Source organism: Streptomyces sp. NPDC056224, from assembly GCF_042267665.1.
Classification (GTDB): Bacteria; Actinomycetota; Actinomycetes; order Streptomycetales; family Streptomycetaceae; genus Streptomyces.
In genome coordinates this window covers 352,166-378,091 of sequence record NZ_JBHJTK010000001.1, presented here as the reverse complement: position 1 = coordinate 378,091, position 25,926 = coordinate 352,166, and the positions used below count along the sequence as shown (strand labels likewise).

The following is a 25,926-nucleotide window of genomic DNA, read 5'->3' as shown; positions in this document are numbered from 1 at the left end:
GGCGGGGCCCCGGTGGCACGCGCGCGGCCCCGGATTCGCCCGTCCGGGGCGGACGATCCGTTGCCGCGGCGGCGGAGCAGGCGTACGGCCTCAGGGCAGCGGGAGTCCCCTGGCGGTGATCCAGAGTTCGTACCACTCCTCGTGCGTGAGGTCGGGCTCGCTCACCGCCGCGTCCCGGCAGGCCCGGATCCGGTCGGGCCGGGCGGTGCCGATGACCGGCGTGATGCCGGCGGGGTGCCGGCCCAGCCACCACAGCAGGACCGACTCGGGCGTCGTGTCCTTGCGCCGGGCGAGGTCGGCCAGCAGCCCCGCGGTGGCCCGTTCGGCGGGCGTCTGCTGGCGGCCGGTGAACCGTCCCTGCGCCAGCGCCCCCCACGCCTGGAGGCGGATGCCGTGGTCACGGCAGTGCTCCAGTGTTCCGAAGGGGAACCCGTTGGCCGCGTGCGCGGGGGTGTTGAGCACCACCCCGGCTTCGACCCAGTCCCGGCTGTGCAGGCTCATCTCCAGCTGGTTCGCCACCAGGGGTACGTCGAGCCGGGCCTGGAGGTGGGCGATCTGCGCGGCTCCCATGTTGGACACGCCGAAGTGCCGTACGAGGCCCTGCCGGTGCAGGGACATCAGCGCCGACGCGACCGAGTCGGCGTCGGCGAGGGGGTCGGGGCGGTGCAGGAGGAGGACGTCGATCACGTCGGTCCGCAGCCGGGTCAGGCTCTCCTCCACGCGCCGTGTGATGCTCTGCCCGCGCAGGTCGTACATGCCCGGACGGTCCTCTTCGGCCAGGCGGATCCCGCACTTGGTCTGGATCGTGACGCGCTCGCGCAGCCCCGGCGTCCGTGCGAGCACTTCGCCGAAGACGGCCTCGGCCTTCCCGTGCCGGTAGATGTCGGCATGGTCGAAGGACGTGATCCCGCTGTCGAGGGCCGCCTCGATCGCCGCCTCGGCGGCGTCTATGTCCGCGGGCCCGTACGGGCCGGGCTCCCAGCTCCCGCCCAGCCCCATGCACCCGTACAGCACCCGGTCACCGTTCACGGCCGCGTCCTCCTTCGTCACCACGGCCCCACCCTATGCATGCGCCCCGCCCCGTCGGCTCGCGGGCCCACCCGGTGCACCATCTGACCGGCGCATACTCGATGATGTCCGGATGCACAGACACACGGAGGCCGCGGCGCGGCCGAGGCGCCGCCGGGCCGGCCGCACTGCGGCGGTCCTGAGCCTGCTGGCCTCCGTGGCGTGTTCGTCCGCGCACTCCCCGGCCTCGGTCACCATCGCCGGGAAGCCGGCCGAGGTCTCCGTCGCGACCTGGAACATGTGCGGTGTACGGCAGTGGAGTTGTGAGGACACCGGGAGCCCGAAGGAGAAGTTCCAGCAGATCCGTGACCTGGTCGGGGACTCCGACGTGCGTGTCCTGCTGCTGCAGGAGGTGTGCTCGGAGGAGCTGGTCTCCGCCGCCCTGCGGCTCGGACCGGAGTGGCACAGCGTGTTCCAGCCGTACGCCGAGGTGGACGCGGCGGGCACCAGTACGCGCGTCGAGTGCACCGGGCAGGGCCAGGGGCAGGCCGGATACGGCCTGCTGGCCGCGTCCCCGCTCACCGACGTCGAGGCGGTCCCGACCGATCAGCCGACGGTGGGTCTGCACCGCGGGATCCTGTGCGCCCGGGTCCCTGCTCCGGGCCTGCGGGTGTGCAACGCGCACATCGCGCTGCGCGAGAGCGACGAGGCGCACCTCGACTGGGACTTCCGCGACGACCAGCTCGGCTCGTTGTTCGAGGCCGCCGCGGCCGACCCCCGTACGGTCCTCGGAGGCGACTTCAACTCCCCGCCGCCGGTGGGCGACGGGAACAAGTCCGCGTGGCTCTGGCCGGCCGAGGCCTACACCACGTACCGGGAGTGCGACCAGAAGGGCGGTTCCCGGACGGGGCGCCCCACCCACACGGACAGGACGAAGATCGACTACCTCTTCACGGCGCTGCCCCGTACGGGGTGCCAGGTGGTGGACACCGAGAGGTCCGACCACCGGCCCCTCGTGATCCGGGTCAGAACCTCGGGCTGAAATTGCCCCCCTGCACCGGCACGGTGTAGGTGTTCACCGTGGTGAAGGGGACGGCCGTCCACGCCGACGCGTTGCCGACCGCGTCCACGGCGATGGCCTCGACGAAGTGTCCGCCCTCGTTCCAGGCCCAGCCCGCTTCCCACACCCAACTGCCGTCGGCTCCCACAGCGCAGGTCCCGAGGCTGGCACCGCCCTCGTGGAAGTCCACGCGCACGGCGCCCGGGGCGAAGCCCATGAAGGTCACGGCGGAGCCCGGCACCTGCTGGTGCGGGACGGGGGCCGTCACCGTCAGCACGAGGGGCTGGGCGGGCAGCGGCAGCGGGGCCGGGACCTGCACGGGCTCCGCGGCGGGCTCGGGCACCAGCACGTTCTCCACGGCAGTGAAGACCACTTCGGTGCGCTCGGACTGGTAGTTGCTCGCGTCGGCCGCGAAGAGCCGGACGACGTGCCTGCCCTTGCCCCAGGGCCGTTCCCGTTGCCAGGTCCAGCTGCCGTCCGCGGCGACGGGCGCGGCACCCTGGTACTTGCCGTCCTCCCAGAAACTGACCCGCACCCCGCCCGGAGCGGTCCCCGTGAAGCGGACCGCGTTCGCGGGTACCCGATCGTCCGCCGACGGCGCCAGAACCACCGGCCGGGGGAACGAGTCGCCCCTCACCTGGGAGGTCTCCGCGAGGTAGGTGTCGATGGCGGACGTGTCGCGTTCCGGCTGCTCGTAGCCGTTGCGGACCATGCCGATCCGGGGGGTGATCCCGTCGACCAGGAGGTTCAACAGGCCCATGATGGCGGGGAGGTTGCGCAGCGACACCTTCCCGTGGTTGGCGATCAGGGGAGAGTCGTTGAAGATGAGGTTGAAGTTCTCGTACCCCTGGAACAGCCCGAGGAAGGGTTCCACCTGACGTGCGTACTGCTCGTCCTGGGGCGAGGTGATCAGATAGGTGTTGGCCGACCGGTTCGCGCTGCCGCGCACCACATCGGGGAGGACCGAGTCGAGGACGCGCACGTTCTCCTCCGTCACCGCTCCCATCATCATCCGGGCGGCGTCCGGCATGTCCTCCCTGACGTACGTGCCGACCAGGAACTGCGGAACGCTGGCCACGATGTTCCTGAAGCCGTACTTCAGGCCGAAGAACAGGGCGGCGCTGCCGCCCTTGGAACTGCCGAACATGGTGCACTCGTCCGGCGTCAGCGACAGGGCGTGCATGACCCGCGAGATGAGTCCGGCGACGGACCTCTCCAGCCCGAAGTCCATGCCCTTGCACAGGTAGTAGCTGTTCTCGCCGTCGAACAGGTCACGGATCCACAGGATGTTCGACCGGAGGTTGTCGAGGACCCCGTTCGACCAGCCGTACTCACCGGGCGCGGTGAGGTTGGCGAAGACCACGACCAGGTGCCGGTTCCCGTTCCGCGCGTGGGAGAACCGGTACTCGACGGGCACCTCGCCGGAGGCGTCCACGCCCGTGAAGACACGGCGTCCGCCCTGGCCTGCCTTAGACATGTTCGGAATCCATTCTTCTCACCGGTTGCCGCGGCATCTGGTCAAGGGTGTGTCCGTTCCAGGAGCCCTCCTGCCCGGCGGGGCGGCCGCCGGCCGCGCCCACGGCCGGTGCCTGTGCCCGCGCGGGGTCGAGGTCTCCCCCGGCGATCAGGATGCGGTCGGTCAGCCTGGCCGAGGCGTACCCGTCGTCCAGATCGCAGAACTCCTGCTGGAACCAGCGGTAGCGGGCCGCGTAACCCTGCTGGATCCGGTCGACGTTGCGGATCGCCCCGACCAGTTCCGGCGAGGTGAACAGCAGCGGCCCGGGTGCGGACTGCTCGAAGTCGAAGTAGAACCCGCGCAGGGTGTCCCGGTAGTGGTCGAGGTCGTAGGTGAAGAAGAGGATGGGCCGCCCGGTGTTGACGAAGTCGAACATCAGGGAGGAGTAGTCCGTGATCATGACGTCGGTGATCAGGGAGAGGTCGGCCATGTCCGGGTAGTCGGACACGTCGAATACGAACCCGTCACCGGCGCCGGGCACCGGGTCCACCACGTTGGGGTGGCGGCGCACGAGCAGGACGTGGTCGTGGCCCAGCTGTGCGCGGGCGTCCTCCAGGTCGATGCGGAAGTCGAGCTTGTACTTGCCCGGTGCGTAGAACTGGTCGTCGCGCCAGGTCGGTGCGTACATGACGACCCGCTTGCCCGGCGGGAGCCCGATGCGGCGGCGCACTTCCGCCGCCCGCTGTCCGGAGTCGGCGCGGCGCAGGATGTCGTTGCGCGGGTAGCCGCTCTCGACCATCTCTCCGGGGAACTGGAAGGCGCGCTGGAGGATCGGGGTGCTGAAGCTGTTCGGGGACACGAGCATGTCCCAGTTCTGCACTTCCTTCTCCACCCGCTCCAGGTACCGCTTGTCCGCGAAGTGCACGGCTTCGATGTCGTGCCCGATCTTCTTGAGCGGCGTGCCGTGCCAGGTCTGTACGACGACCTGCCCGTCGCGCTTCTGGAACCAGTCGGGCAGGTGGTTGTTGGCGACGACGTACCGGGCCCTGCCCATGGCCTCGTACCAGTCGGGGGACCACATGCGGACCGGGCGGGCGGTCGGGGGAACCGCGACCTGGTCGTCGCGCACGACCCACAGGTGTTCGAGATCGACGCCCCGGCGGACCATTTCCTCGTGCAGCGCGCGCGGGCTGTCGGAGTACTGGGTGCCCTTGAAGGCGTCGTACAGCACCGCCTGCTTCAGCGACTTGCGGCGGGCGTCCGGGTAGGTCTTGGTGCGCATCAGCTTCTGCCGGTACGGGCCGCGCGCCTCGTCGGGCATCGCCGAGTGGACCAGCAGCGAGAGCCGGTCGTAGGCCTCCGACTGCAGTTCGTAGCGCCGCTCGTCGGCGGTCATCTCGCTGGGGAACGTGGGGATCAGTTCCTGGGTCATCTTGACCATGAGGTCGCCGGACCGGTTCTCCGGGGTGACCGCGGAGGGGTCCTGACGGCGCAGGAAGAAGTCCCAGCGGCCGGAGGCCAGCGGGATCTCACCGGCCAGGGTGCGCATCGCTGCGGGGGTGACGACGAAGCTGAAGTCCTGCCCGTACCAGGTGATGGGCACCACGCGCTCGGCGCCGTGGGCCCGGGAGCGGACGACGACGTGCGCCGTGGCGTACTCGGACGCGCTGAGCATGTCCTCCGCCGCGTAGCCGACGACGACTTCGAGGGAGCCGTCCTGGCGCCAGGTGACGGACTTGGCGAGGGGGAGCGTGTCACGCTCGAACAGCACCACGTAGCCGGAGCCGTTGCGGTGCACGAAGACCTCGCGGTCCGCGGCCTCGGTCTGGAGGTCCGCGGGCAGGCGGTAGTGGCCGTCGGGGGCGTCCTCCGCCATGACCGGATAGATGGCCGCCTTGCGGCCCTCGACGTGCAGGGTGGTCTTCCAGCCGTTGCTGCCGGTGTTCCAGGTCTGCGGAACGCCGTCGGTGGAGTTCGTGCGGTGACCGGGAACGAGGGCCTTGACCGGGATGCGGGTCACGAAGGTGAACCAGCCCTCGCCGCCCGGCTTGAAGTGGACCCACGCGTCGTGCTTGCCGGCGCCGCCCATGCTGGTCACCCGGAACTTGCCCCACTCGGGGAGTTTGGGTCCCAGGTAGACGCCGCGCAGTTCGAGCTGGTCACCGACGAGCCGGTGCCGGGTGATCCGGCAGCGCACCCTCTCCACACGGAGCTTGAGCTTTCCCTGGAGGAAGAGCGGGACGACCCGGGTGTTCTTCTCCACGTACTGGTAGGGCGGGTTGGCGGCGCTGCCCGCGCCGCCACGGGCAATGCCCTTGTAACGGAAGAGCCCGCGACTCAGGACGCCGGCCGCGACATCCCATGTCCCCTCGACCCATTCGCCCTTGCGTCTCAGCCGGGAGACGTCGAAGCGGACCTGGAATCCGGACCAGTCGTAGCAGTAGCGGCTCTGCTGGGAGTGCTCGGTGGCCTGCGGGTAGTAGGTGGTCTTCGCCTTCGCGACGACGACCCGGCCCTGCTTCTTGTTCCGCAGGGCGATGGCCTTCATCGACATGTGCCGCTTGTGCACGTTGATGAAGCGGACGTACGCGGAGCCCTCCAGGGTCAGGTGCCCGGAGTCCTCCCAGCGCGCGCCGGTCAGCGAACCGTGCAGGGACAGTTCCTTGTCCAGCCGGTAGGCGCTCTTGTCGAGGCCGATCGACCGGTCGCCGAGGTAGGGGTAGTTCAGGTACCGGTGCAGGCGCCGCTGGACGGGCAGGGGGCCGCCCTTGCGCTCGAACTCGACGACGTCGAGGAGTTCCTTGAGCCGGCCCTCGCGCACCAGGAGCCACTTGACGCGGGCATCGGCGGGAAGTTCGTCGATGATGTCCTCGTCGGCCTCGTCCAGGAATTCGTTCGCCCACCGCATGAAGGCGTCCTGGTATTCGGCGTCGGCGTCCGGCAGCACCTTCAGATGCAGCATCAGGTCCGACTTCAGGCAGGCGAGGTCGTACTTCCGCTTGTGGTCGCTGTAGGACCTGGCGCGGTGTCCGGCGAGGAACCGGCTGACCGACTGGACGGCGGCGACCCGGTCCTGGAGGTTGCTGAACTCGGTGTGCCGCTGCGTGATGGAGGGCGCGGCACCGCCTTCGCGGCGACGCCAGAAGTAGACGATGTCGGTGAGGATGTCCACCTTGGTCGCACGGAAGTGCGCGAACATGTTGACCCAGGAGTCCTCGTACATGACGCCCTCGGGGAACGCGATGTAGTGGTAATCCCAGAAGGAACGCCGGAACACCTTGTTCCACACGGTCCGGTCGTAGATGAGCTCCGGCAGCTTGGTGATGTGCGTGCCGCGCTTGCCGCGCTGCATCGGCGCCTTGTGCAGCGGGGACTGCCACCGCTTGGTGGAGTTCATCATCTGCACGTTGCCCGAGACGAAGTCGGAACCGGAGGCTTCGAGGGTCTGCACGAGCAGCTCGTAGGCGTACTCGGGGATGACGTCGTCCCCGTCGACGAACGCCAGGAATTCGGCCTGGGGATGGGCCGCGCGGATGCCGACGTTACGAGCGTGTCCCGGCCCCATCGACTCCTGGCGCAGGAGCCTGAACCGGGGGTCGCGGCGGGCGAATTCGGCGGCTATCGCGGTCGAGGAGTCGGTCGAGCCGTCGTCGACCATGATGACCTCAAGGGCGCGGAACGTCTGCCTGGCTATCGATTCCAGGCATTCCTCGAGATAGATCTCGACATCCTGGAAGGGAACGACGACACTCAGGCGGGGCATACCTGCCACTCAGAAAACTCCTCGATCGTCACGCTCGTTCCGATGCGCGCCGAGCCTCCGCAGGACGCCACCGGACCCGCCCCTGCCGCCGGCCACACTCCGCTCCCCCGCGCACTCAACCCACCCTGGCCCCGCGTTCCGCACACTTATGCGACCTTCACAGAGCCTGCGCAGCGTAAGCCAATTGATGAAGGGCGAGCAAGTGTGCAGCAAAGCCTCACCCCCCTGATGCTTCACCATTGCGAATGGGTGGTGGCATTCCGAGTGCGGTGGACGCGTGAACTCCCGCCGGTTCGGGGTGAGGTGGGCGGAATCGTACGTTCCTCCCGCGGCGGGCCCGCACCCCGGTGAGGAAGGTCACCCCACGCTGCGCCAGGCCCCGAACGCGAGGCCCGGGTCCCTGAGATCCCGCCGGGCGACACACAGGCCCCCGTCCACGTCGATCATCGCGATCGCTACCGCGCCGTACGCATCGAGGGCCAGCGCCGGGAGGCCCGCGCACCGGTCCCCCACGGGAGCCCACCAAGCCCCGTACTGCTCGCCCTCCGTGGGGTAGGCCGCGATCTCCGGGTGGCCCTCGGCGCCGCGCTGCAACAGGACGGTGCAGTCATATCCGTTGACGTGCGTACGGACCGCGCCCACCGGGCCGACACCGCCGGCACCGCCCAGGGGCATGAGCCTGCTCGCCGCCCCGGCCGCGGTCTGCGGGCGGTAGGCGATGACGCCGCCGTCGGCCGGGTGACGCCAGAAGTAGGTTCCGGAGCCGGGACCCGTCTCGTGGCAGCTGTACGTCCCTTCGACGGCGTCGGCCTCCATGCGGCCCAGCCACCTGAAGGCGCTTCCCGGCGCGTCCTGGCGCCAGTACGAGGCTCCGCCGCGGAAGGGGGCGAGGAACTCGGCCCGCCCGTGCGAGGTCACCAGCGGGACGACGGGACCGCGCACCCATTTGCCCTGGTAGTCCGACCAGTCGCCCCATATGCCGTCAGCGCGCCGGGTCCGCCCGCGGACGCCGGCTCCGAAGCGGGTGGCGACGACGTGGAGCGAGCCCGTCCCGTCGGGCAGGACCATCGGGTCCCCCGGAGGCGGGGCTTCGCCCTCCTGCCGTGGGAACGGGCTGCCTATCGCGCGCCATTCGCTGAGCGGCCGGCCGGTCTGGTACTGGGCGGCGATGACGAACTCGCGGCCGTCCGGGGCGGAGTCGCGCTGCCGGCTTCCGGCGAACCAGACGAAACCGCTGGAGTCCTGGGCCAGGGTGAACCGGCCGGTCCAGCCCTCCACGGGGAACAGGTCCGGGCCCTGCCAGACGTCCGAGCCGGGCGCCGACTCGGTCCAGCGCACCAGGCCCTCGGCGCAGCTCGCGTAGGCGGTCAGCCGGCCGTCCCGCCCCAGGCGGAGCCAGCCCGAGGCCGCGTGTCCGCCGTCGGCCGCCGCGGCGATCTCGGAGCCCAGGACCGCGGGCGCACCGGAGGTCACACTCCGGCCCGTCTCCGCACGTCCGCGTCGCGCCATGTCCTGCTCACTCCTGTCCGCGCTTGTCACTTTTGTCCGCTCTGGCCCGGCGGGCCGTGGGACAATTTACGGCAGCGCGGCGACCGGTCGATGCCTGGGTCGGGTGTCCACGACCGCCTCGGCATCCGTGCAACCTAGCCTGATCGGGCGCCCTCCACCACCGGCGGGCCGGACGTCCCGGCGTACGGTCCACGGGACCGGCGGGCCGGTCCGGGGTGAACCGGTGCGGCGGGGCGCGGGGACGGCCGCGCCCCACCGCTCCGGACACGGCGTCCTTCCCGAACCGGGTTCGGGGAGACCGGTGGCGCCCCGCACAGAACACGACGGGGCGTCAGCGGCGGGTTTCGCATCGTGGACGGCGCGAGACCGCCCGTCGGCTGAGGGGGCGCCGGGGTCGTCGACGCCCGGACGGTCCACGGCCGGGGCGACCGGCGGGCGACGCGCACGGACGTCCTGCGCGCCGTCGCCACCGAGTAGCCCGCTTCCGGAGCCGGGGTGTGCCCGTGGACGCGCCCCCGCCCCTGCATACGACCCCGGACCCGGCCCCGGCCCCGCCGCAGCGTGCGCGCCGGCCGTCGACCGCACCTCGGGAACGGCCGCGCCGCACCCGCCGCGCGGGCGTGGGCAGGCATCGACCGGGCCGCCTCCGGCGGGCGCGGCGGGCGCACCCCGGCACCACGGCCGGCGGATCGCGATCGGCGCTCGCCTCGGCGCCACGGGAAACCGCTCAGGCGCACCCGGCCACCGCACGCGCACCGGCGGCCCGGCGGGCCGGCGGGCCGGCCGCGCCCGGGGCGGCGTTACGGCAGGTCGTCCGTCGGCGGGTCCACCGTGTACACGTGGGGCGTGTCGGAGTCCCATTCCAGCAGCTCCGCGCCGCCGAGGACGACCTCGTCGGGGTCGGGCATGCCGGCCCGCCGCAGGAACTCGATGACGTCCTCGTCCGAGCGGGCCACCCCGAGGGACTCCTCGCGTCTCGCTGTCCGCAGCGTCACCTGCCGGCCTCCCGACGGGAAGATGCGGTGCACGACGACCGGTGCGTGATGCATACCACCAGCCTGGCCCCGGCAGCGGAACCCGGCACCCCGGGGGACCCGCCGGGCCCTGTCGTCGAAGTGGCGCCCTGCCCGCGAGGCACCGCGCCGGACGCCCCGGGCCTGTCCGGCACCGCTTCGGCGACACGCCCGGTGCTGTGGCCGGAAGGGTTCGCCCGGGTCGCGGCGTTCCCCCGGCTACCGCTGGGAGGGGCCCCCAGGTGCGGTGCACCGCAAGGCGGAGGACCGGGGCCCGTACGGACGTGCCGGAGGCGCCGTGCCGGGGGCCTCGACCCGGTGGACCCTGCCGGTCACGGCTCTAGGCGGTACCGGTCGCGGCCGGGCCCGGGATGCGGAACGTCGACGGGTCGGGGTAGGTCGCGGCCTCGGCGCGTACGACCCCCTCGATCTCCGCCTTGAAGCCGGGCTCGAAGAGTTCGACGGCCAGCAGCAGCTCCAGCCCGCGCAGGGTCGGGTCGAGCAGCGGGCGGGCCATGCGGGAGCCGCCGCCGGAAAGGCCCGTGAAGCCCGCACGGGTCGTCGCCGCCCGACCGCCCAGGCGGTCCTCGAGGCCCGCCGTCGCGTAACCCGCGAGCAGGGCGAGTTCGGTGAGGAACCTGCGGGTCCCGAGGACCATCTCCTCGGCCCCCTGGAGCGTCTGGACGGCTCCGCCCGCCACCTTGGGGTCGTCCGTCCTCTTGAGGCCGCGCGCCTCGTACACGGCGAGTGCCTCCTCGAAGAGCTGCCCCGCCTCGTCGACCGCCTTCATCGCCGCCACCAGCTGGTCGATGTCGATCTCGCGCTCCACGCTGCCTCCTGGTCCGGAACTGTGCTGCACAGACCGTAGGAGGCAAAGCCTCCGCTACGGAACACCCGTACCGAAGGGTGATCACGCCGTCACCGGACCGTCACCACGCCCGGCACCGGGACGCGCGCCGCCGGAACCGAACCCCTCTCCCGGCCGAACCCCCAACCCCCCACGCCCTCTTGCGGGTTGACCCTCGGGTACCAACAATGCGCATGACAACCGAAGGATCTTCGGTCGCATCGTCCTCTGAGGGGAACCCCCACATGAACAAGCCTCTCGCCGGCGCCTTATTCTCCCTGCTGCTCGTGGGAGCGGCGGGCGCCCCCGCCGTGGCCGCACCGGCCGTCGCGGTCAACTTCGCGGGAACGGTCGCGCTCAGCAACTGCTCCGGCTCCGTCGTCCGCGCACCCGGCTCCCAGCCGAACGACCCCGCCCTCGTCCTGTCCAACGGCCACTGTCTGGAGACCGGCTTCCCCGCGGCCGGCGAGGTCATCAAGGACCAGCCGTCCACCCGCTCGTTCTCCCTCCTCAACGCGTCGGGCTCCAAGGTCGGGACGCTGCGCGCCAGCAAGATCTCGTACGCGACCATGACCGACACCGACGTGTCCCTCTACCAGCTGACCAAGACGTACGCCCAGATCCAGAGCCAGTACGGCATCACGGCGCTGACCCTCAACGACGTCCGGCCCGCGCAGGGCTCCGCCATCAAGGTCGTCTCCGGCTACTGGAAGCGGACCTACAGCTGCAACGTGGACGGCTTCGCCTACCTCCTCAAGGAGGGCGCCTGGACCTGGAAGGACTCCGTCCGCTACACCTCGTCCTGCAACACCATCGGCGGCACCTCCGGTTCGCCGGTGATCGACACGACGACCGGCAAGGTCGTCGCCGTCAACAACACGGGCAACGAGGACGGCGGCCGCTGCACGGACAACAACCCGTGCGAGGTCGACGAGAACGGCAACGTGACGGTCCGCCAGGGCATCAACTACGCGCAGGAGACGTACAGCATCGTCCCCTGCATAGCGCCCGGCAACAAGATCGACCTGAGCCGCCCGGGGTGCACGCTCCCCAGGCCGTAGCGACCGGCGTAGCAGCCGAGCCGTAGCCACCGGACCGCCACCCCGGTCCGCGGCATGCGCGCCGCCCGGCTCCCCCGGCGCCGGGCGGCGTGGGTGCATGTATGCGACCACGCGCTTCGCGAACGTCCCCCCGTCCGGCGCCCGGACGGGGATACTCGGACGCGTGGAACTGCACATCGATCACCGCTGGCTGCTGGAGCGGCAGGAGTCACTGTTCAAGGACGTGGCGGTGGCCGACCACTCCGCGCTGGTCGCCGCCGTCGCCCGGCACCGGGTGAACACACCCAGCCTGGACGCGGGCGACCCCGACGCCTACTGGCGCGCGGCCGCCCTCCTCGACGCGATCGTCCTGCTCCGCCCGCTTCCCGACTCCAACGAGTACTTCGGCTACGGCGTCGCCGTCGCCTACATCGAGGCGTCCGGCAAGGCGGTGGAGGCCTCCTACGAGCAGTGGCGTGACCTCATCACGGACATCCGCGGGCTCCGCGTCACCGTCTTCGACGTAGCCGCCCGCCTGCGCTCCTGGCAGCCGGCGTAGGGCCCCGTCCGGCCCCTGGGGGGACCCATGGGACGCGCTCCGGCCGGTCAGCGCCTGCGCTGGGCGGGGGTGCCCACGAGGAGGGCGTCGGAGACAAGTCGCGCGCCGCGGGCCAGGCGCCCGAGCTGCTCCAGCTCCACGGCGTACATCCTGATCGTGTTCTCGATGACCGACTCGGCCACGCCCAGTGTGGGCAGCTCGGCGCGACTGGTCTGCAGGGCCGCCCGCACCGCGCGCATCTCGTGCTGGAGCTGGAGCTGGACGTGCCGGCCCAGCAGCGCGTGGTGACGGGTCAGCGTGAGATAGCCGCCGTAGCGGGCCGGAAGCAGATCCCGCAGCCAGCGCGTCGCCGTGCGTTCCCAGTCATGGGTCCCGGGGGCCTTGACCTGCAGGGGCCAGTCCGGGCTGCGCGTAATGGTGGCCGTCTGGGGCATTCTCGTCACTTCCGAGTGGTGTCGAACTCTGATCGAGATGGTGTGTGGGGCGGCCTCGGCCCAGGGGTTGACCGAGGCCGCCATGGGCGCTCATCGGGATCCGAAAGCCTTGACTCCACGTGCGGTCGCGACGTGAGGAGGTTCGTCGTGCCGCGCGTCCGTTCAGGAGGGGGTCCTCCTCCTTGGCATCTGGTGGATCCGGAGCGCCGCCGTCAGTAAACATATATACCGTCGAGTACGCAAGCGCATGAAAAATTTCATGCACCTCGCTGTCTGAATATCCCCCCGGTCAGCACGGCGGCAACCCGTCTCGATCGGCCCCTAGAGGAAGAATCCGTGCTGGTCGGCGACCTGCTCGTAACCCTCCAGACGCGCCTGCGTACGCTCGGTGTCCGCGTCGGCCATGGCTTGAAGCAGTGCGGCGGACAGCATGCCGGGGGCAGCGTACGAGTCGAACACCAGCCGCGACCCGGTCGCCGCCGTCAGGGCCACGTCCGCCTCGTCCACGAGCGGCCCCAGGGTGGGATCGGTGATCAGGACGACCCGCAGCCCCGTGCTGCGGGCGGCCCGGATGGCGGCCAGGGTCTCCTTGGCGTGCCGCGGCATGGCGAAGGCGAGGACCCAGGTCCCGCCGGCCGCCTTGGACTGGAGCAGCGCGTCGTAGGCGACGCTGCCGCCGCGGGTCACCAGGCGTACGTCGGGGTGGATGCGCCGGGCCGCGTAGGCGAAGTACTCGGCCAGGGAGACCGAGATGCGCAGTCCGAGGACGGTCAGGGGCACCGACTTCGCCAGTTCGCGGCCGATGTCGAGCACCTGGTTGGTGTCGGCGAGCAGCCGCCGCACGTTTTCCAGGTTCTCGATCTCGGCGTCGACGGCCGCCTGCAGTTCGTTGCGGCGGATCTGCTCACGGGTGTCCGGGGCCCCGGCCACCGCGCTCAGGGCGATCGGCTGGAGCACGTCGCGCAGGGCGGGGTAGCCGCTGAAACCGAGGGAGGCCGCGAAGCGGGTCACGGAGGGCTGGCTGACGCCGACCCGTTCGGCGAGTTCGGTGATCGACAGGAAGGCGGCCTCGGTGAGGTGATCGATCAGGTACTGGGCGATCCGGCGCTGGCCAGGGGACAGGCGTCGGCCGTCGAAGAGCGCGAGGAGCCGGTCGGCCGGGGGGCGGACCTCCTCCGGCGACTGGCCGCTCGGCTTGATCGCGGCCGCCTGCGCGCGTGCCTGCTGCCCCGATGACACCGGAGGGCCTCCTTCTCATGTCACTCGCGTTCAAACATAGCTCACGCCCTGTGGTCGTTGATGATCAGTCCTGGGCGCGGGCGGTCACCGGCGCGTCCGTGCGGTCGCCGAGGAACTCGTACCAGCGGCGCTGCAGGCACAGGTAGCGGGTGTCCGCCTCGACGAGGTCGAGGAAGGAGCCGGTCGTCGCCGTCAGCCGCTCGCCGAGGCCCCGGTCGGTGAGCGCGCCGTCCTCGTCGAAGGCCTGGTGGGCCATGGCCAGGCTGAACATGTCCGGGTAGACCCGGGCGCCGAGGTGCTCCAGCGGGACGCGCAGGGCCCACAGGCCCCGGTTGCCTCCGACCATCGACGGCGAGGCCGAGACCAGCAGGGACTGCTTGTCCTTGAAGGGCTGCGGGCGGACCCGGGAAACCCAGTCGATGGCGTTCTTCACCACACCCGGGACGGAGGCGTTGTACTCGGGCGAGGCGATCACCAGCGCCTGCGCCGCCCCGATCCGCTCGCACAGGGCCAGCGCGCCCTTCGGCAGCCCCTCGCCGGCCTCCGCGTCGCCGTCGTACGGCGGCATGGGGAACTCGCCGAGCGTCGTGAGGTCCGCCACGGCCCCGGCCCCGGCCACCAGACGGGCGACGAGGGCGGCCAGGCGGGCGTTGACCGATCCGGTACGCGAGGACCCGGACAGCACCAGCACGCGCAGGGAGGTACGGGCGGGCCGGGCGCCCACGTGCGGGCGGGCCGGATCCACCGGGAAGTGGTCCTGGTCGGTCGGGTTCATTGCCGTCTCCTGCTCTCGGGTCACGGGATGTACGGGCGGTCTCCCGGGTCACGGGACGTGCGGGCGGTCCGGGACGGGGTGGGGTGGGGTGGGGTGGGGTGGGGTGGGGTGGGGTGAGGTGGGGTGGGGCCGCACGCGGCGGGACCCGCACACGCCGGTGTGCGGGTCCCGTCCGGCCGCTCGGGTCACTTCGCGGCGGGGTTCTCCCAGCGGTAGAACTCGTGGGCCATCGCATCCTTCGGACTGCGCCACGTGTCCGGGTTGTGCGGGCTGATGTAGGCGGTGAGCCGCTCGCTGAGCTCCCGGAACTCCGGGTGGTCGGTGACCTGCGCGATCGCGGGACCCGGCGGCCGGTCCGACTCGATCAGGTGCATGTACACGTCGCCGAACTGGAACAGGCTGCGGCGCGTGACGCCGACCAGGTGCGGCAGTTCACCCGCGTCCGAGCCTGCGAAGAGCTCGGCGATGTCGGGGGCCGAACCCGGCGCCATGCGGGCGACGATGAGAGCGCGGTGCATCCGTCGGTGATCCTCTCGACTCGGGGACGGGTTCAGATGCGGCTGACGGCGGGGGTGCGGTTCTCCCGCTCGCGCTGCTCGATCTTGTCCCGGATGAGCGCCATCTGGATGGGCGAGTTGCGGTTGATGTTGTCGGTCATCCACGCGTCGTCGACCGGCGCGTCCGGCTTCATCGCGAAGTCCTGCGTCCACTTCATCCGGGTGCCGCCCGGGACGGCGAAGTACTGCCAGTGGATGTCCATGTGGGCGAACGGGCCGGTCTCCACGCGCCGCGCACGGACCGAGAGGCCCTTGCGGTCCACGGTCCGCTCCGAGACCCAGCTCCACACCTTTCCGTTCTCGTCGGGGTGCATGGTCAGGCGGAAGCGGGTGGTGTCCCCCTTCTGCTCCAGGATCTCCAGCGAGGCGTACTCGCTGAACAGGTGCGGCCAGTTGGGGAGGTCGTTGGTCATCTCCCAGACGACGTCCACGGGCGCGTTGACGGTGATCTCGTTCTCGGTGTGTCCCGGCATGTCAGGCTCCTGTCATGAGGCTGTGGTTGACGAGGTCGAGGAATTCCCCGGGGGTCTTGCAGCGGTCGGCGTCGGTGGGCAGTGCCCGGCCGCGCCGGCTCTCCAGCTCGCCGACGACGCCCAGCAGTCCCAGCGAGTCCAGGCCGTAGTCGTCGAAGGCGGAGTCCGGTCGACGCGCCATCTCGGCGGGGTCGACGGTGATGCCGGCGGTCTTCATCAGCGCCGCCAGCTCCTCCAGGGTCAGTCGGTCGGACATGTGGCTCCTCTCTCTTCCTGCGCGGGGACGCGGGTCCCGTTTCACGACGTGGGGGCGGCCGGACCCTTGCGCAGCACGAGCGCGGAGTTCGAGCCCATCCGGCCCCGGCTCAGCACGAGCGCGGTGCGCAGGTCCACGGAGCGCGCGGTGCCCGTCACCACGTCGAGGTCGTGGCACACGTCGAAGACGTTCGGCGTGGGCGGCACGATGCCGTGCTCCAGCGCCAGGGCCGCCGCGGCCGTGTCCAGGGCGGGCGCCGCGCAGTACGCCCTGCCCGTACCGGTCTTGGGCGCCGTGACCGGCACCTCGCGCCCGTGTCTGCCGAGGGCCGCGGCGATGGCCGCCGCCTCGGCCGCGTCGGCCCGCGGCGTGCCGAGGGCGTCGGCGAAGACCACGTCGATCTCCTCGGGGGCGCAGCCGGCCTCCCGCAGCGCGCCCCGGATCGCGTGGGCCAGCCCTTCGCCGGCGTCGTCCGGCCGCCGGGTCCCGGTGAAGGTGGCGGCGTGGCCGGCCAGCACGGCGCGTACGGTGGCGCCCCTGCGCAGGGCCGCGGTCTCGTCCTCGACGAGGAACATCGCGCCGCCCTCCGCGGGGACGTACCCGCAGGCCTTGGCGGTGAACGGCCGGTAGGCCCGCTCGGGTTCGTCCTGGGTGCTCAGGCCCTCGTACTCCAGCTGGCAGACGATGGAGTACGGGGCGAGGGGCGCCTCGGTGGCTCCGACGAGCATCGCCCGGCTGCCCTGACGGATCGCCCGGGCGGCGTGCGCGAAGGCATCCAGACCGCCCGCCTCGTCGCTGGCGACGACCCCGCACGGGCCTTTGAGGCCGCGGCGGATGGAGATCTGGCCGGTGCTGGCGGCGTAGAACCAGGCGATGGACTGGTACGGGCCCACGTAGCGGGGTCCCTGGTCCCAGAGCCGTTGCAGCTCGCGCTGGCCGAACTCGCCGCCGCCGGACCCGGCCGCCGTGACCACGCCCACCGAAAACGGGTCGGCCTCGTAGTCGGCCCGGCCGAGCCGGGCGTCCTCCAGGGCCAGATCGGCCGCGGCGAGGGCGTGGTGGGTGAAGCGGTCGGTCTGGACGAGGAACCGGTCCTCGACCATCGCGCCGGGGTCGAAGCCCCGTACCTCGCCGGCGACGCGCAGCGGGAGGTGCTCGCACCCCGCCCGGGTCACGCGGTCCAGCACGCTGAGCCCGGACTGGGTCGCCTTCCAGAAGGCGTCGGCGCCGACGCCGTTGGGCGCGACGACCCCGATGCCCGTGATGACCGTACGGGTGGTCACGAGACCTCCTCCTCCGGCCGGGTCATGACGACGGCGGACTGGAATCCGCCGAAGCCGCTGCCGACCGAGAGCACGTTGCGCAGCTTGCGGCCGCGTGCCGTGCGGGGCACGTAGTCCAGGTCGCACTCGGGGTCCGGCGTCTCGTAGTTCGCCGTCGGCGGTACCACCTGGTGGGTCATGGCGAGCACGCAGGCCGCCAGTTCGATCGCCCCGATGGCGCCGAGGGAGTGACCGACCATCGACTTGATGGAGGTCATCGGCGTCTTGTAGGCGTGGTCGCCCAGGACCCGCTTGACGGCCGCCGTCTCGTGGCGGTCGTTCTGCTTGGTACCGGATCCGTGCGCGTTGACGTAGTCGACGTCGGACGGGGATATCCGGGCCTGGTCCAGGGCGGTTCGGATGGCCCGGGCCATCTCCAGCCCCTCGGAGGTGAGCCCGGTCATGTGGTGGGCGTTGCCGAAGGTGGCGTAGCCGCCGATCTCGCAGTAGACGGTCGCACCGCGGGCGCGGGCGTGTTCCAGCTCTTCGAGTACGAGGACGGCGCCGCCCTCGCCGAGGACGAAACCGTCCCGGTCGGCGTCGAACGGCCGGGACGCGTGACCCGGGTCCTCGTTGTTCGGCGAGGTCGCCTTGATGGCGTCGAAGCAGGCCACGGTGATCGGCGATATGGGCGAGTCCGAGGCCCCGGCGATGCACACGTCCATCCGGCCCTCCGCGATGGAGTGGACGGCGTACCCGACGGCGTCGAGCCCCGAGGTGCAGCCGGTGGACACGGTCTGCACCGGGCCGCGCGCCCCCGTCTGCTCCGCGACCGCGGAGGCGAGGGTGGCGGGCGTGAACGCCCGGTGCAGGTGGGGTCCGGCGAGCTTCTCGTCCACGTCCCACCAGGCACCGTGCTGGCTCACGGCGACGTAGTCGTGCTCCAGGCGGGTGGTCCCGCCGACTGCGGTGCCGAGTGAGACGCCGGTGCGCCAGGCGTCGTCCGTGGTGAGGTCGAGTCCGGCGTCGAGCAGGGCCTCGCGGGCGGCGACAAGGGCGAACTGGATGTACCGGTCCGCCCGGGCCGCCTCGCTGTCGTCGAGGCCGTGCGCGGCGGGGTCGAAGTCGACCTCCGCGGCTATCCGGGAGCGGAAGCCGTCCGGGTCGAAGAGGGTGATGCCGCGGGTCGCCGTACGGCCGTTGGACAGCAGGTCCCAGAAGGCGGACACGCCGATCCCGCCGGGCGCGACGACGCCGACTCCGGTGACCGCCACCCGGCGGCGGGTCACGAGACCGCTCCCGTGCGGTCCGGGGGCTGCTCCCAGGCGGTGCCCTCCGGGTGCGGGGCTTCCTCGGTGTCGACGTGGCCCAGTTCGGGGCGCGGGGCGAGCGGGCCGAGGTGGAAAACCATGCGGGCCTCGGTGTCGCCGATGTTCCGGAACCGATGGCGCATGTTGAGCGGGACGAGCAGTCCCTGGTCGGTGCGCAGCGGGTGGGCCTCGCCGTCGAGGTCGACCTCCAGCCGGCCGGCGACCACGTACACGAACTCCTCGGAGTACGGGTGGTAGTGCTCGGCGATGGACTCGCCGGGGGCCATGATCGCCATGCCCATGAAGCCGCTGGTGGAACCCACCGAGGTCGGGGTGAGCACGGCCCTCAGGTCGCCGCCGCGCCGGCGGTTGGGCGGCGTCTCGCTGAGGTCGACGATGCGTGGACGCTGTCTGGTCATGGCGGGTTCCTCCTGGCGTATGGCGAGCCTGGACGGGCTGAGACGGGCTGGGACGGGGGGCGGGGTGAGGGTCAGGACTGCGCGGCTGCCCGGCGGTCGGTGATCAGGTTCATGGTGTGGCGGGCGGCGCCGGTCCGCCTGCCGGCGGCGACCGTCAGGCGGTCCAGCACGGCGGCCTTGCGGGCGCCGCGCACCCCGAGGACGGCCTCCGGAGCGGCGTCGAGCGGGCCGCGCACGTCGATGAGGCGCACCACGATGTCGTCGCGCTGGAAGATGCTGCTGCTCCGCACGGGGCCGTCCGCCTGGTTCGCGGCGGCCTCGTCCTGGAGGGCCAGGAAGCGGGCCAGTGCCTGGCCGCAGCCGGGCTTGGCCGGGTAGAACAGCGCGTGGCGCGTGATGTCGGCGGTGTCCGGTTCCCCGGCCTCGATGTGGTGGACGGCCGGGAGCGCGGCCCGCATGAAGAACATCCGGGCGGACTCCGGGTCGTTGAGGTTCCGGTCCTGCTCCAGGTACGGGTTGATGGCCTCTTCGACGGCGCGCACCTCGGGCTGCTCGGAGACGTGCCGCAGGGCCGCCATCAGGTCGCCCTTGACCTCGACCGTGCGGACGACGCGGTTGCCGTGCATGAAGAGGGACGTGCGGCACAGCCGGGTGTGGTCGTCGACGCGGGCGGCCGGGGACGCGTAGCTGGACAGGATGGACGCGACCTCCTTCTCGCTGCCCGGCCTGACGGTGAAGGTCAGGGCGTGGCGGACGATGCCGGCGCCGAGGCGGGGCACCGGCTGCAGCCGGGCGGTCGCCGGGCGGGAGGCCTGGTCGTAGCCCCGGCCCGTCTCGCGCAGGACGGTGAACTTGAGCGGGCGCATGACGCGGGCGCAGGCGCCGAGCGGCTTGACCTGTTCGGCGTGGTGCTCGCTGTTGACCCATGCGAGGTACTGCGTCGCGCTCTCCCACTCGCTGGTGATGAGCCACTGCGAGGGGTTCTCGAAGGACTGGCACAGCTGGTCGCTGATGTGGCCCGGGACCGACGCGATGTCGCTGCGGAGCTGTTCGTACGCCTCGAAGAACCGCTGCTGGGTCCCCTCGTGGAGGTCCATCAGAAGGACGACCCGGATCATGGAGCCGTCGAAGGCTGACTGCGACACCCGATCGGACTGGGTGGTTGTCATCTACTCACTCCTTCATGAGGGGGTGGAGATCCATCGCGTACGGACCCCTCGTCCGTCACCGGTGGCGTCCGCCCGGGCCCGCGGCCGTCTCGCTCGGGAACGGCAGGCCGGCGCATCTCAGGGGGAGCCGCTCTCGCTCATCGTCATCCGGGTGGGGACGTATCGCTACATGTCCGGATCAAGCGGGTGACAAGCGGCGAATCAACCGGGCCTGATCAACGATCGGGGGCATAAAGAGTGCACTCCCCCACACAGAAAACAGGAGCCCGCAGCTGATGGAAGACAACGCCGATGTTCGCGTACCGGTTCTCGTCGTGGGCGGCTCCCTCGTGGGCCTGTCCACCTCGCTTTTCCTGAGCCGCCACGGAGTGAGGCACCTTCTGGTCGAGAAGCACTCCGACACCTCCGCGCACCCGCGCGGCCGTGGCATCAACGCCCGGACCATGGAGCTCTTCCGCACGGCGGGGGCGGAACGCGCGATCCGCCGGGCGGCGTCCGCGCTGGAGGGCGTTCAGGGCATTCTGCAGGCCCGGTCGCTGATCGGCGGCGACCACACGTGGCTGGTCAAGTCCGTCGACCCGTCGGGGGCACTGCGCAAGTTCAGCCCGACCGGCTGGTGCCTGTGCAGCCAGAACAACATCGAGCCCGTGCTGGCGGAGCAGAGCCGCGCGCAGGGAGCCGAGATCCTTTTCTCCTCCGAGCTGATGACCTTCGACCAGGACGCGACGGGTGTGACCGCCGTGGTGAAGGACCACCGGACGGGCGAGCACCGCACCGTGCGCGCCGACTTCCTGATCGCCGCGGACGGCCCGCGCAGCCCCGTACGGGAACAGCTGCGGATCCCCCAGACGGGTAACGGCGAGCTGTTCCACAACGTGAGCGTCACCTTCCGCTCGGAGCGACTCGCCGAGGTGCTGGGCGATCTGCGCTTCATCGTCTGCTACCTGATGCGCGAGGGCGCCGACGGGGCGCTGCTGCCGGTGGACAACGCGACGCAGTGGGTCTTCCACGCGCCCTGGCACCCGGAGCACGGCGAGACGCTGGAGGACTTCACCGACGAGCGGTGCGTCGAGCAGATCCGCAACGCGATCGGCGTCCCCGACCTGGATGTGGAGATCGGCGGCAAGGCTCCCTGGCACGCGGCCGAACGGGTGGCGACGCGGTATTCGTCCGGCCGGGTGTTCCTGGCCGGGGACGCGGCGCACGAGATGTCCCCCACCGGCGCCTTCGGGTCCAACACGGGCATCCAGGACGCGCACAACCTGGTGTGGAAGATCGCCGCGGTGCTGGACGGGTCGGCGGGCATCGGGCTCCTGGACACCTACGAGACCGAGCGGCTGCCGGTGGCCAAGGCCACGAGCGAGCGGGCCTCGGCCCGTTCGGCGGAGCACAGCCACCCGGGGTACGCGCCGCCGCCCACCATGGGCGGCGGACCGGGCAGCGGGGTCCTCACCACGGCGATGGGCTACTGCTACCCGCGCGGCGCGGTCGTCGGCGGCGATCCGCAGCGCCCGGTCATCCCCGAGGCACTGCGCCTGATGGGTGACACCGGCACCCGGGCACCGCACATGTGGCTCGCCCGGAACGGTGAGCGGATCTCCACGCTCGACCTGTACGAGCGCTCCTTCGTGCTCCTCAGCGGCGCGGGCACGCCGTGGCGGGAGGCCGCGCAGCAGGTGGCCCGGCAGATGCCGGCGCGGCTGGACGCCTACACCATCGGCTCCGGGCCGGACGCCGACCTGATCCCGGAGACGGGCGCCGACTGGGCCGAGGTCCACGGAATGGAGGCCGGGGGCGCGGTGCTCGTACGCCCGGACGGGTTCGTGGCCTGGCGCTCGGACGGCGCCGTGGCCGATCCGCGGGAGACGCTGTTCGAGGTCCTCTCCACGGTGCTGCGCCGGAGGTGACCACTTCACTCCCCTGTCCGCCGGCCGTGCGCGCGGCCGGCGGACGGGCTTCAGCGGCAGGCCCAGCAGCCAGCCCAGCAGCCGGCGGGCGGCCGGGCGGGGCGGCGGCGGCCGGTTTCGCGCCGGGCGCCCTCCACCGCGTCGCGGGCGCGGACGGTGCGGCTCGCGCAGCAGGCGACCACGACCGTGATCGCGGCCAGTTCCTCGGGGGCGGCCAGGCCCTTCTCGACACGGAGCAGACTCGATATCGGGGCATCGTTCGGCATCGGCACGGCCTCTCGTACGGGGGCGGCGCGGGCGCCCTGTCGCGGCGCGGGGGGCGGGCCGTCCCGACGCCGGCGCGGGCTGCGCTCGGATGGCCCGGCGCGCCCATGAGGCGTTTTCCGCTTCCGCGTACCCAGCGGTCGCGCACCGGCCGGCGGACTCCTGTCGGGTCACCAGGACTCCTGACGCGACCGACGCTACAAGTGCGCGGCGGATCCGGCACGTCGGACCGGCCCGGCCGACGACGCTCCCCCGCGGCCCCGGCGCGGCCGTGGGGGTCGTGTCCGTCACCGGCGGTCCGGCCGTGACCGGCCGCGAGGCCCTGCTCTGCCGGGGTTGCGCCGGCCGCCTGTACGCCGTGTGCACCACCGACGGCCGCAAGGGCCGCGGGAGTGCCGTCGGCGAGTGGGAGGTCGACCACGAGATGCCCGGGCTGTGTCCGCTCTCCGGGCTGCTGCCGCTCACCGGGAGGGCTGCCGCCGTCCACGACCTGCCCGGCGCGCTGGAGGTCCTCGGTCCGCCGGACTGAGAGCGGCGCGTTGGGCCTCACGGGTGATTCCGGTCGTCACGGCCGGATCCGCCGGGCCTCGCGGACGCGCCGCCCGAGCGTCCGAAACCTCCGCGCGCCCGGGCACCCGCGCCTCCGGGCGCCCGAGCGCCCGAGCGCCCACGCGCCCACGCGCCCACGCGCCCAGCGTCCATTGACCGATCGAGCGTTCACTGGTTGAACTCCACCCGGCCCCAAGTCCTGTGCGGGCTCAATGTCTTGACGCCCGAACCGGCGGGGAGCACAGTGTGCAGCGGCGCCGCTTGAGAGCGCTCTCAAGCCGGTGAGCTCCGTCGGCTCCTCCCCCCGCACCGCGCCTCACGGCGCCTCAGAGAGGGCACCCATGCGTCAGATGTCAGACAGGGAACGGCACACGGCCCGGCGGGCCGTCCTGGCCGTGCTCAGCACGATCGCAGTCGTCGCGGCCGCCTCGGCGGCGGTCGTCCTCCCCGCCGGCGCCGCGGCTCCGCCCACCCCCGCCGGCTGGTCGCAAGTGTTCCTGGACGACTTCGACGGGGCCGCGGGCTCCGGCGTCAACACCGCCGACTGGCAGTACACGACCGGCACGAGCTACCCCGGCGGGCCCGGGGGCTTCGGCACCGGCGAGATCGAGACGATGACCGCCGATCCCGCGAACGTCTCCCTCGACGGAGCGGGCCACCTGCGCATCACCCCGAGGCGGGACGCGGCCGGCAACTGGACCTCCGGCCGCGTCGAGACCCGGCGCTCGGACTTCCAGCCCCCGGCGGGCGGCACGCTGCGCACCGAAGCCCGCATCCAGATGCCGAACGTCACCGGCCCGGCGGCCAAGGGCTATTGGCCTGCGTTCTGGATGCTCGGCGCGCCCTACCGGGGCAACTGGTGGAACTGGCCCGGCGTCGGTGAGCTCGACATCCTGGAGAACGTCCAGGGCATCAACAACGTGTGGGCCACCATGCACTGCGGCACCAGCCCGGGCGGTCCCTGCAACGAGAAGTCGGGCATCGGCGGCCAGCAGGTATGCCCCGGCACCAGCTGCCAGGGCGGCTTCCACACGTACGCCGTGGAGTGGGACCGCTCGACGGCGGTCGAGCAGATGCGCTTCTACGTCGACGGGATCAACTTCCATACGGTACGCGCCGATCAGGTGGACGCCACCACCTGGACGAACGCCACGAACCACGGCTACTTCATCATCCTGAACGTCGCCATGGGCGGCGAGTTCCCCGCGGCCTTCGGGGGCGGACCGGACGCGGGAACCGTGCCCGGCCACCCCATGGTCGTCGACTACGTGTCCGTCCTCAGCTCGGCCGGCGCCACCACCCCGCCCACCACCCCGCCCACGACCCCGCCCACCACACCCCCCACGACTCCTCCGACGACCCCTCCCACCACCCCGCCGGCCGGCGACCGCGACGCGTACTCCGCGATCCAGGCCGAGTCGTACGACTCCCAGGCGGGCGTGGCGAAGGAAACCACCACGGACGTCGGCGGCGGCCAGGACCTCACCACGCTCGGCAACGGCGACTGGGCCCTCTACAAGGGCGTCAGCTTCGGCCCGACGGCCGCGCGGCAGTTCTACGGACGCGTCGCCTCCGGCGCGGCCGGCGGGGTCAGCGGTCTCGTGGAGGTACGGCTCGACAGCCGCACCGGCCCTCCGATCGGCAGCTTCTCCGTCGCGAACACCGGCGGCTGGCAGAGCTGGCGGACCGTGCCGGCGAACATCAGCGGCGTCACGGGCACGCACGACGTCTACCTGACCTTCACCAGCGGCCAGGGCGCCGACTTCGTGAACGTCAACTGGTTCGACTTCGGTCACTGAGGGCCCGGTTCGCGCCGACCGGGCCGACCCCTCGGCATCGGCCGGTAATGAACCCGTGCCGCCGGAACCCCGCTCGGGCTCCCGGCGGCACGGGTTACCCTGCTGCCCGGCGAGGCGACCGGCCCGCGGACACCCAGGAGGAGCACCCGTGCCCGAACAGCGTCCCGCGGACCGCCCCACCCTGGAGGCGGTGGCGGCGCGCGCCGGGGTGTCCCGGGCCACCGCGTCGCGTGTGGTCAACGGCGGCGACGGGGTCCGCGCCCACCTGGCGGACCGGGTCCGCGGGGCCATCCGGGAGCTGGGCTACGTACCCAACCATGCGGCCCGCACCCTGGTCACCCGGCGCACCGGCGCCGTGGCGGTGATCATCGCCGAGCCGGAGATCCGGATCTTCTCCGACCCCTTCTTCTCCCGCCAGGTGCGCGGCATCAGCAAGGAACTGACCGCGCACGACATGCAGTTGGTACTGCTGCTGGTGGAGGACCGCGGCGACTACGACCGCATCGAGCGCTATCTGGCGGGCGGCCACGTCGACGGCGCGCTCGCCTTCTCGCTGCACACCGACGATCCGCTGCCCGAGATCACCCGCCGGATCGGCGTGCCCACGGTCTACGGCGGCAGGCCGGGCTGGGTCTCCGGGCCCGAGGAGGCCGGCGGCGTGGCGTACGTCGACGCGGACAACCGCGGGGGCGCGCGCGAGGCCGTACGGTACCTGCTGGCGCGGCGGCGCGAGCGGATCGCGCACATCGCCGGTCCGCTCGACCAGACCTCGGCGGCCGACCGGCTGAGCGGCTACCGGGACGTGCTGCCGGACGCCGATCCCGCGCTGGTCGCCGAGGGCGACTTCACCGTGGCGGGCGGGGCCCGCGCCATGGCCGAACTGCTGGACCGCCGGGCCGGGATCGACGCCGTGTTCGCCGCGAACGACCTGATGGCGACGGGCGCGCTGCGGGTGCTGCGGGAGCGCGGCCGCAGCGTTCCGGCGGACGTGGCGGTGGTCGGGTTCGACGACGCCGAGCTGGTCGCGGAGAGCGCCGATCCGCCGCTGACGACCGTGCGCCAGGACATCGAGGGGATGGGACGGCTGATGGCGCGGCTGCTGCTGGAAACGCTGGACGGGAACGGGAACGGGAACGGGGACGGGAACGGGGGCCAGGGCAGCGTGGCCGGCCCGGTGATCACCGACACCGTGCTGGTGCGGCGCGATTCGGCCTGAGGGGCCGGAACCCGCGGGGGCGGGCCCCGGCCCGTGCGGCTG

General features: G+C 71.9%; 24 protein-coding genes. 7 read left to right on the top strand and 17 right to left on the bottom strand.

Going from position 1 to position 25,926, the window contains the following annotated elements:
• Positions 1–90 precede the first annotated feature (90 nt).
• Positions 91–1,053: an aldo/keto reductase family oxidoreductase gene (locus ACFCZ1_RS01740; protein ID WP_376676320.1), complete on the bottom strand. Its 963-nt coding sequence runs from the start codon at positions 1,051–1,053 to the stop codon at positions 91–93.
• A gap of 88 nt (positions 1,054–1,141) precedes the next feature.
• Between ACFCZ1_RS01740 and ACFCZ1_RS01735 the strand changes: the two genes are divergently transcribed.
• Complete coding sequence (locus ACFCZ1_RS01735) at positions 1,142–2,050, top strand: endonuclease/exonuclease/phosphatase family protein (protein WP_376676319.1); 909 nt, start codon at positions 1,142–1,144, stop codon at positions 2,048–2,050.
• On the opposite strand, the gene ACFCZ1_RS01730 is transcribed toward ACFCZ1_RS01735, so the two are convergent.
• The 5 genes from ACFCZ1_RS01730 to ACFCZ1_RS01710 form a co-directional block, all read right to left on the bottom strand.
• Entirely contained in the window at positions 2,034–3,545 is a 1,512-nt protein-coding gene (locus tag ACFCZ1_RS01730; RefSeq protein WP_376676318.1) for a hypothetical protein, read from the bottom strand. The two genes, ACFCZ1_RS01735 and ACFCZ1_RS01730, sit on opposite strands and share 17 nt — an antisense overlap.
• Positions 3,538–7,287, bottom strand: coding sequence for a CDP-glycerol glycerophosphotransferase family protein (locus ACFCZ1_RS01725; protein WP_376676760.1), 3,750 nt, complete (start codon positions 7,285–7,287; stop codon positions 3,538–3,540). Before ACFCZ1_RS01725 ends, ACFCZ1_RS01730 begins: the two co-directional genes overlap by 8 nt.
• A gap of 357 nt (positions 7,288–7,644) precedes the next feature.
• Complete coding sequence (locus ACFCZ1_RS01720; protein WP_376676317.1) at positions 7,645–8,796, bottom strand: hypothetical protein; 1,152 nt, start codon at positions 8,794–8,796, stop codon at positions 7,645–7,647.
• A gap of 800 nt (positions 8,797–9,596) precedes the next feature.
• The gene (locus ACFCZ1_RS01715; protein ID WP_376676316.1) at positions 9,597–9,845 is read right to left on the bottom strand and encodes a hypothetical protein; all 249 of its coding nucleotides are present in this window, start codon (positions 9,843–9,845) and stop codon (positions 9,597–9,599) included.
• Positions 9,846–10,149: 304 nt separating this feature from the next.
• Complete coding sequence (locus ACFCZ1_RS01710; protein ID WP_376676315.1) at positions 10,150–10,638, bottom strand: hypothetical protein; 489 nt, start codon at positions 10,636–10,638, stop codon at positions 10,150–10,152.
• 263 nt (positions 10,639–10,901) lie between these two features.
• Between ACFCZ1_RS01710 and ACFCZ1_RS01705 the strand changes: the two genes are divergently transcribed.
• The gene (locus ACFCZ1_RS01705; protein WP_376676314.1) at positions 10,902–11,717 is read left to right on the top strand and encodes a serine protease; all 816 of its coding nucleotides are present in this window, start codon (positions 10,902–10,904) and stop codon (positions 11,715–11,717) included.
• Between the two features lie 163 nt (positions 11,718–11,880).
• Positions 11,881–12,255 (top strand): toxin Doc, encoded by a 375-nt coding sequence (locus ACFCZ1_RS01700; RefSeq protein ID WP_376676313.1) that lies wholly within the window; start codon positions 11,881–11,883, stop codon positions 12,253–12,255.
• A 47-nt stretch (positions 12,256–12,302) separates the two neighbouring features.
• Here ACFCZ1_RS01700 and ACFCZ1_RS01695 read toward each other — a convergent pair whose 3' ends face one another.
• The 10 genes from ACFCZ1_RS01695 to ACFCZ1_RS01650 form a co-directional block, all read right to left on the bottom strand.
• The gene (locus tag ACFCZ1_RS01695) at positions 12,303–12,689 is read right to left on the bottom strand and encodes a hypothetical protein (RefSeq protein ID WP_376676759.1); all 387 of its coding nucleotides are present in this window, start codon (positions 12,687–12,689) and stop codon (positions 12,303–12,305) included.
• Positions 12,690–13,010: 321 nt separating this feature from the next.
• The gene (locus ACFCZ1_RS01690; RefSeq protein WP_376676312.1) at positions 13,011–13,928 is read right to left on the bottom strand and encodes a MurR/RpiR family transcriptional regulator; all 918 of its coding nucleotides are present in this window, start codon (positions 13,926–13,928) and stop codon (positions 13,011–13,013) included.
• A 64-nt stretch (positions 13,929–13,992) separates the two neighbouring features.
• A complete protein-coding gene (locus ACFCZ1_RS01685) occupies positions 13,993–14,625 on the bottom strand; it encodes an NADPH-dependent FMN reductase (RefSeq protein WP_376676758.1) in 633 nt (210 codons plus the stop codon).
• A 263-nt stretch (positions 14,626–14,888) separates the two neighbouring features.
• Positions 14,889–15,221, bottom strand: coding sequence for a TcmI family type II polyketide cyclase (locus ACFCZ1_RS01680; protein ID WP_376676311.1), 333 nt, complete (start codon positions 15,219–15,221; stop codon positions 14,889–14,891).
• Positions 15,222–15,253: 32 nt separating this feature from the next.
• A complete protein-coding gene (locus tag ACFCZ1_RS01675; protein ID WP_376676310.1) occupies positions 15,254–15,733 on the bottom strand; it encodes an SRPBCC family protein in 480 nt (159 codons plus the stop codon).
• Position 15,734: 1 nt separating this feature from the next.
• A complete protein-coding gene (locus tag ACFCZ1_RS01670; protein WP_376676309.1) occupies positions 15,735–15,989 on the bottom strand; it encodes an acyl carrier protein in 255 nt (84 codons plus the stop codon).
• Positions 15,990–16,030: 41 nt separating this feature from the next.
• Positions 16,031–17,272 (bottom strand): beta-ketoacyl synthase N-terminal-like domain-containing protein, encoded by a 1,242-nt coding sequence (locus ACFCZ1_RS01665; protein WP_376676308.1) that lies wholly within the window; start codon positions 17,270–17,272, stop codon positions 16,031–16,033.
• Positions 17,269–18,540, bottom strand: a complete 1,272-nt coding sequence (locus ACFCZ1_RS01660) for a beta-ketoacyl-[acyl-carrier-protein] synthase family protein (RefSeq protein ID WP_376676307.1) — start codon at positions 18,538–18,540, stop codon at positions 17,269–17,271. Before ACFCZ1_RS01660 ends, ACFCZ1_RS01665 begins: the two co-directional genes overlap by 4 nt.
• Positions 18,537–18,980 carry a cupin domain-containing protein gene (locus tag ACFCZ1_RS01655; RefSeq protein ID WP_376676306.1) on the bottom strand — a complete coding sequence of 148 codons (444 nt, stop codon included), beginning with the start codon at positions 18,978–18,980 and terminating at the stop codon, positions 18,537–18,539. The genes ACFCZ1_RS01660 and ACFCZ1_RS01655 overlap by 4 nt, the downstream gene beginning before the upstream one ends.
• 71 nt (positions 18,981–19,051) lie before the next feature.
• Positions 19,052–20,149, bottom strand: coding sequence for a SchA/CurD-like domain-containing protein (locus ACFCZ1_RS01650; RefSeq protein ID WP_376676305.1), 1,098 nt, complete (start codon positions 20,147–20,149; stop codon positions 19,052–19,054).
• Positions 20,150–20,424: 275 nt separating this feature from the next.
• Here ACFCZ1_RS01650 and ACFCZ1_RS01645 point away from each other — a divergent pair, with 275 nt between their 5' ends.
• A complete protein-coding gene (locus tag ACFCZ1_RS01645) occupies positions 20,425–22,056 on the top strand; it encodes an FAD-dependent oxidoreductase (RefSeq protein WP_376676304.1) in 1,632 nt (543 codons plus the stop codon).
• A 50-nt stretch (positions 22,057–22,106) separates the two neighbouring features.
• Here ACFCZ1_RS01645 and ACFCZ1_RS01640 read toward each other — a convergent pair whose 3' ends face one another.
• The gene (locus ACFCZ1_RS01640; RefSeq protein ID WP_376676303.1) at positions 22,107–22,322 is read right to left on the bottom strand and encodes an acyl-CoA carboxylase subunit epsilon; all 216 of its coding nucleotides are present in this window, start codon (positions 22,320–22,322) and stop codon (positions 22,107–22,109) included.
• Between the two features lie 278 nt (positions 22,323–22,600).
• On the opposite strand from ACFCZ1_RS01640, the gene ACFCZ1_RS01635 reads away from it, so the two are divergent.
• From ACFCZ1_RS01635 to ACFCZ1_RS01625, 3 genes are all read left to right on the top strand, one after another.
• On the top strand, positions 22,601–22,849 hold the full coding sequence (locus tag ACFCZ1_RS01635) for a hypothetical protein (protein ID WP_376676302.1): 249 nt from the start codon (positions 22,601–22,603) through the stop codon (positions 22,847–22,849).
• 361 nt (positions 22,850–23,210) lie between these two features.
• Positions 23,211–24,668 carry a glycoside hydrolase family 16 protein gene (locus ACFCZ1_RS01630; protein ID WP_376676301.1) on the top strand — a complete coding sequence of 486 codons (1,458 nt, stop codon included), beginning with the start codon at positions 23,211–23,213 and terminating at the stop codon, positions 24,666–24,668.
• A 148-nt stretch (positions 24,669–24,816) separates the two neighbouring features.
• The gene (locus ACFCZ1_RS01625; protein WP_376676300.1) at positions 24,817–25,884 is read left to right on the top strand and encodes a LacI family DNA-binding transcriptional regulator; all 1,068 of its coding nucleotides are present in this window, start codon (positions 24,817–24,819) and stop codon (positions 25,882–25,884) included.
• Positions 25,885–25,926: the final 42 nt, after the last annotated feature.

Bases quoted from the DNA above. Each gene is read 5' to 3' on its own strand.
- ACFCZ1_RS01735 (WP_376676319.1), top strand. From the start codon at position 1,142: ATGCACAGACACACGGAGGCCGCGGCGCGGCCGAGGCGCCGCCGGGCC.
- ACFCZ1_RS01730 (WP_376676318.1), bottom strand. From the start codon at position 3,545: ATGTCTAAGGCAGGCCAGGGCGGACGCCGTGTCTTCACGGGCGTGGAC.
- ACFCZ1_RS01725 (WP_376676760.1), bottom strand. From the start codon at position 7,287: ATGCCCCGCCTGAGTGTCGTCGTTCCCTTCCAGGATGTCGAGATCTAT.
- ACFCZ1_RS01720 (WP_376676317.1), bottom strand. From the start codon at position 8,796: ATGGCGCGACGCGGACGTGCGGAGACGGGCCGGAGTGTGACCTCCGGT.
- ACFCZ1_RS01715 (WP_376676316.1), bottom strand. From the start codon at position 9,845: ATGCATCACGCACCGGTCGTCGTGCACCGCATCTTCCCGTCGGGAGGC.
- ACFCZ1_RS01705 (WP_376676314.1), top strand. From the start codon at position 10,902: ATGAACAAGCCTCTCGCCGGCGCCTTATTCTCCCTGCTGCTCGTGGGA.
- ACFCZ1_RS01695 (WP_376676759.1), bottom strand. From the start codon at position 12,689: ATGCCCCAGACGGCCACCATTACGCGCAGCCCGGACTGGCCCCTGCAG.
- ACFCZ1_RS01680 (WP_376676311.1), bottom strand. From the start codon at position 15,221: ATGCACCGCGCTCTCATCGTCGCCCGCATGGCGCCGGGTTCGGCCCCC.
- ACFCZ1_RS01675 (WP_376676310.1), bottom strand. From the start codon at position 15,733: ATGCCGGGACACACCGAGAACGAGATCACCGTCAACGCGCCCGTGGAC.
- ACFCZ1_RS01670 (WP_376676309.1), bottom strand. From the start codon at position 15,989: ATGTCCGACCGACTGACCCTGGAGGAGCTGGCGGCGCTGATGAAGACC.
- ACFCZ1_RS01655 (WP_376676306.1), bottom strand. From the start codon at position 18,980: ATGACCAGACAGCGTCCACGCATCGTCGACCTCAGCGAGACGCCGCCC.
- ACFCZ1_RS01650 (WP_376676305.1), bottom strand. From the start codon at position 20,149: ATGACAACCACCCAGTCCGATCGGGTGTCGCAGTCAGCCTTCGACGGC.
- ACFCZ1_RS01645 (WP_376676304.1), top strand. From the start codon at position 20,425: ATGGAAGACAACGCCGATGTTCGCGTACCGGTTCTCGTCGTGGGCGGC.
- ACFCZ1_RS01640 (WP_376676303.1), bottom strand. From the start codon at position 22,322: ATGCCGAACGATGCCCCGATATCGAGTCTGCTCCGTGTCGAGAAGGGC.
- ACFCZ1_RS01630 (WP_376676301.1), top strand. From the start codon at position 23,211: ATGCGTCAGATGTCAGACAGGGAACGGCACACGGCCCGGCGGGCCGTC.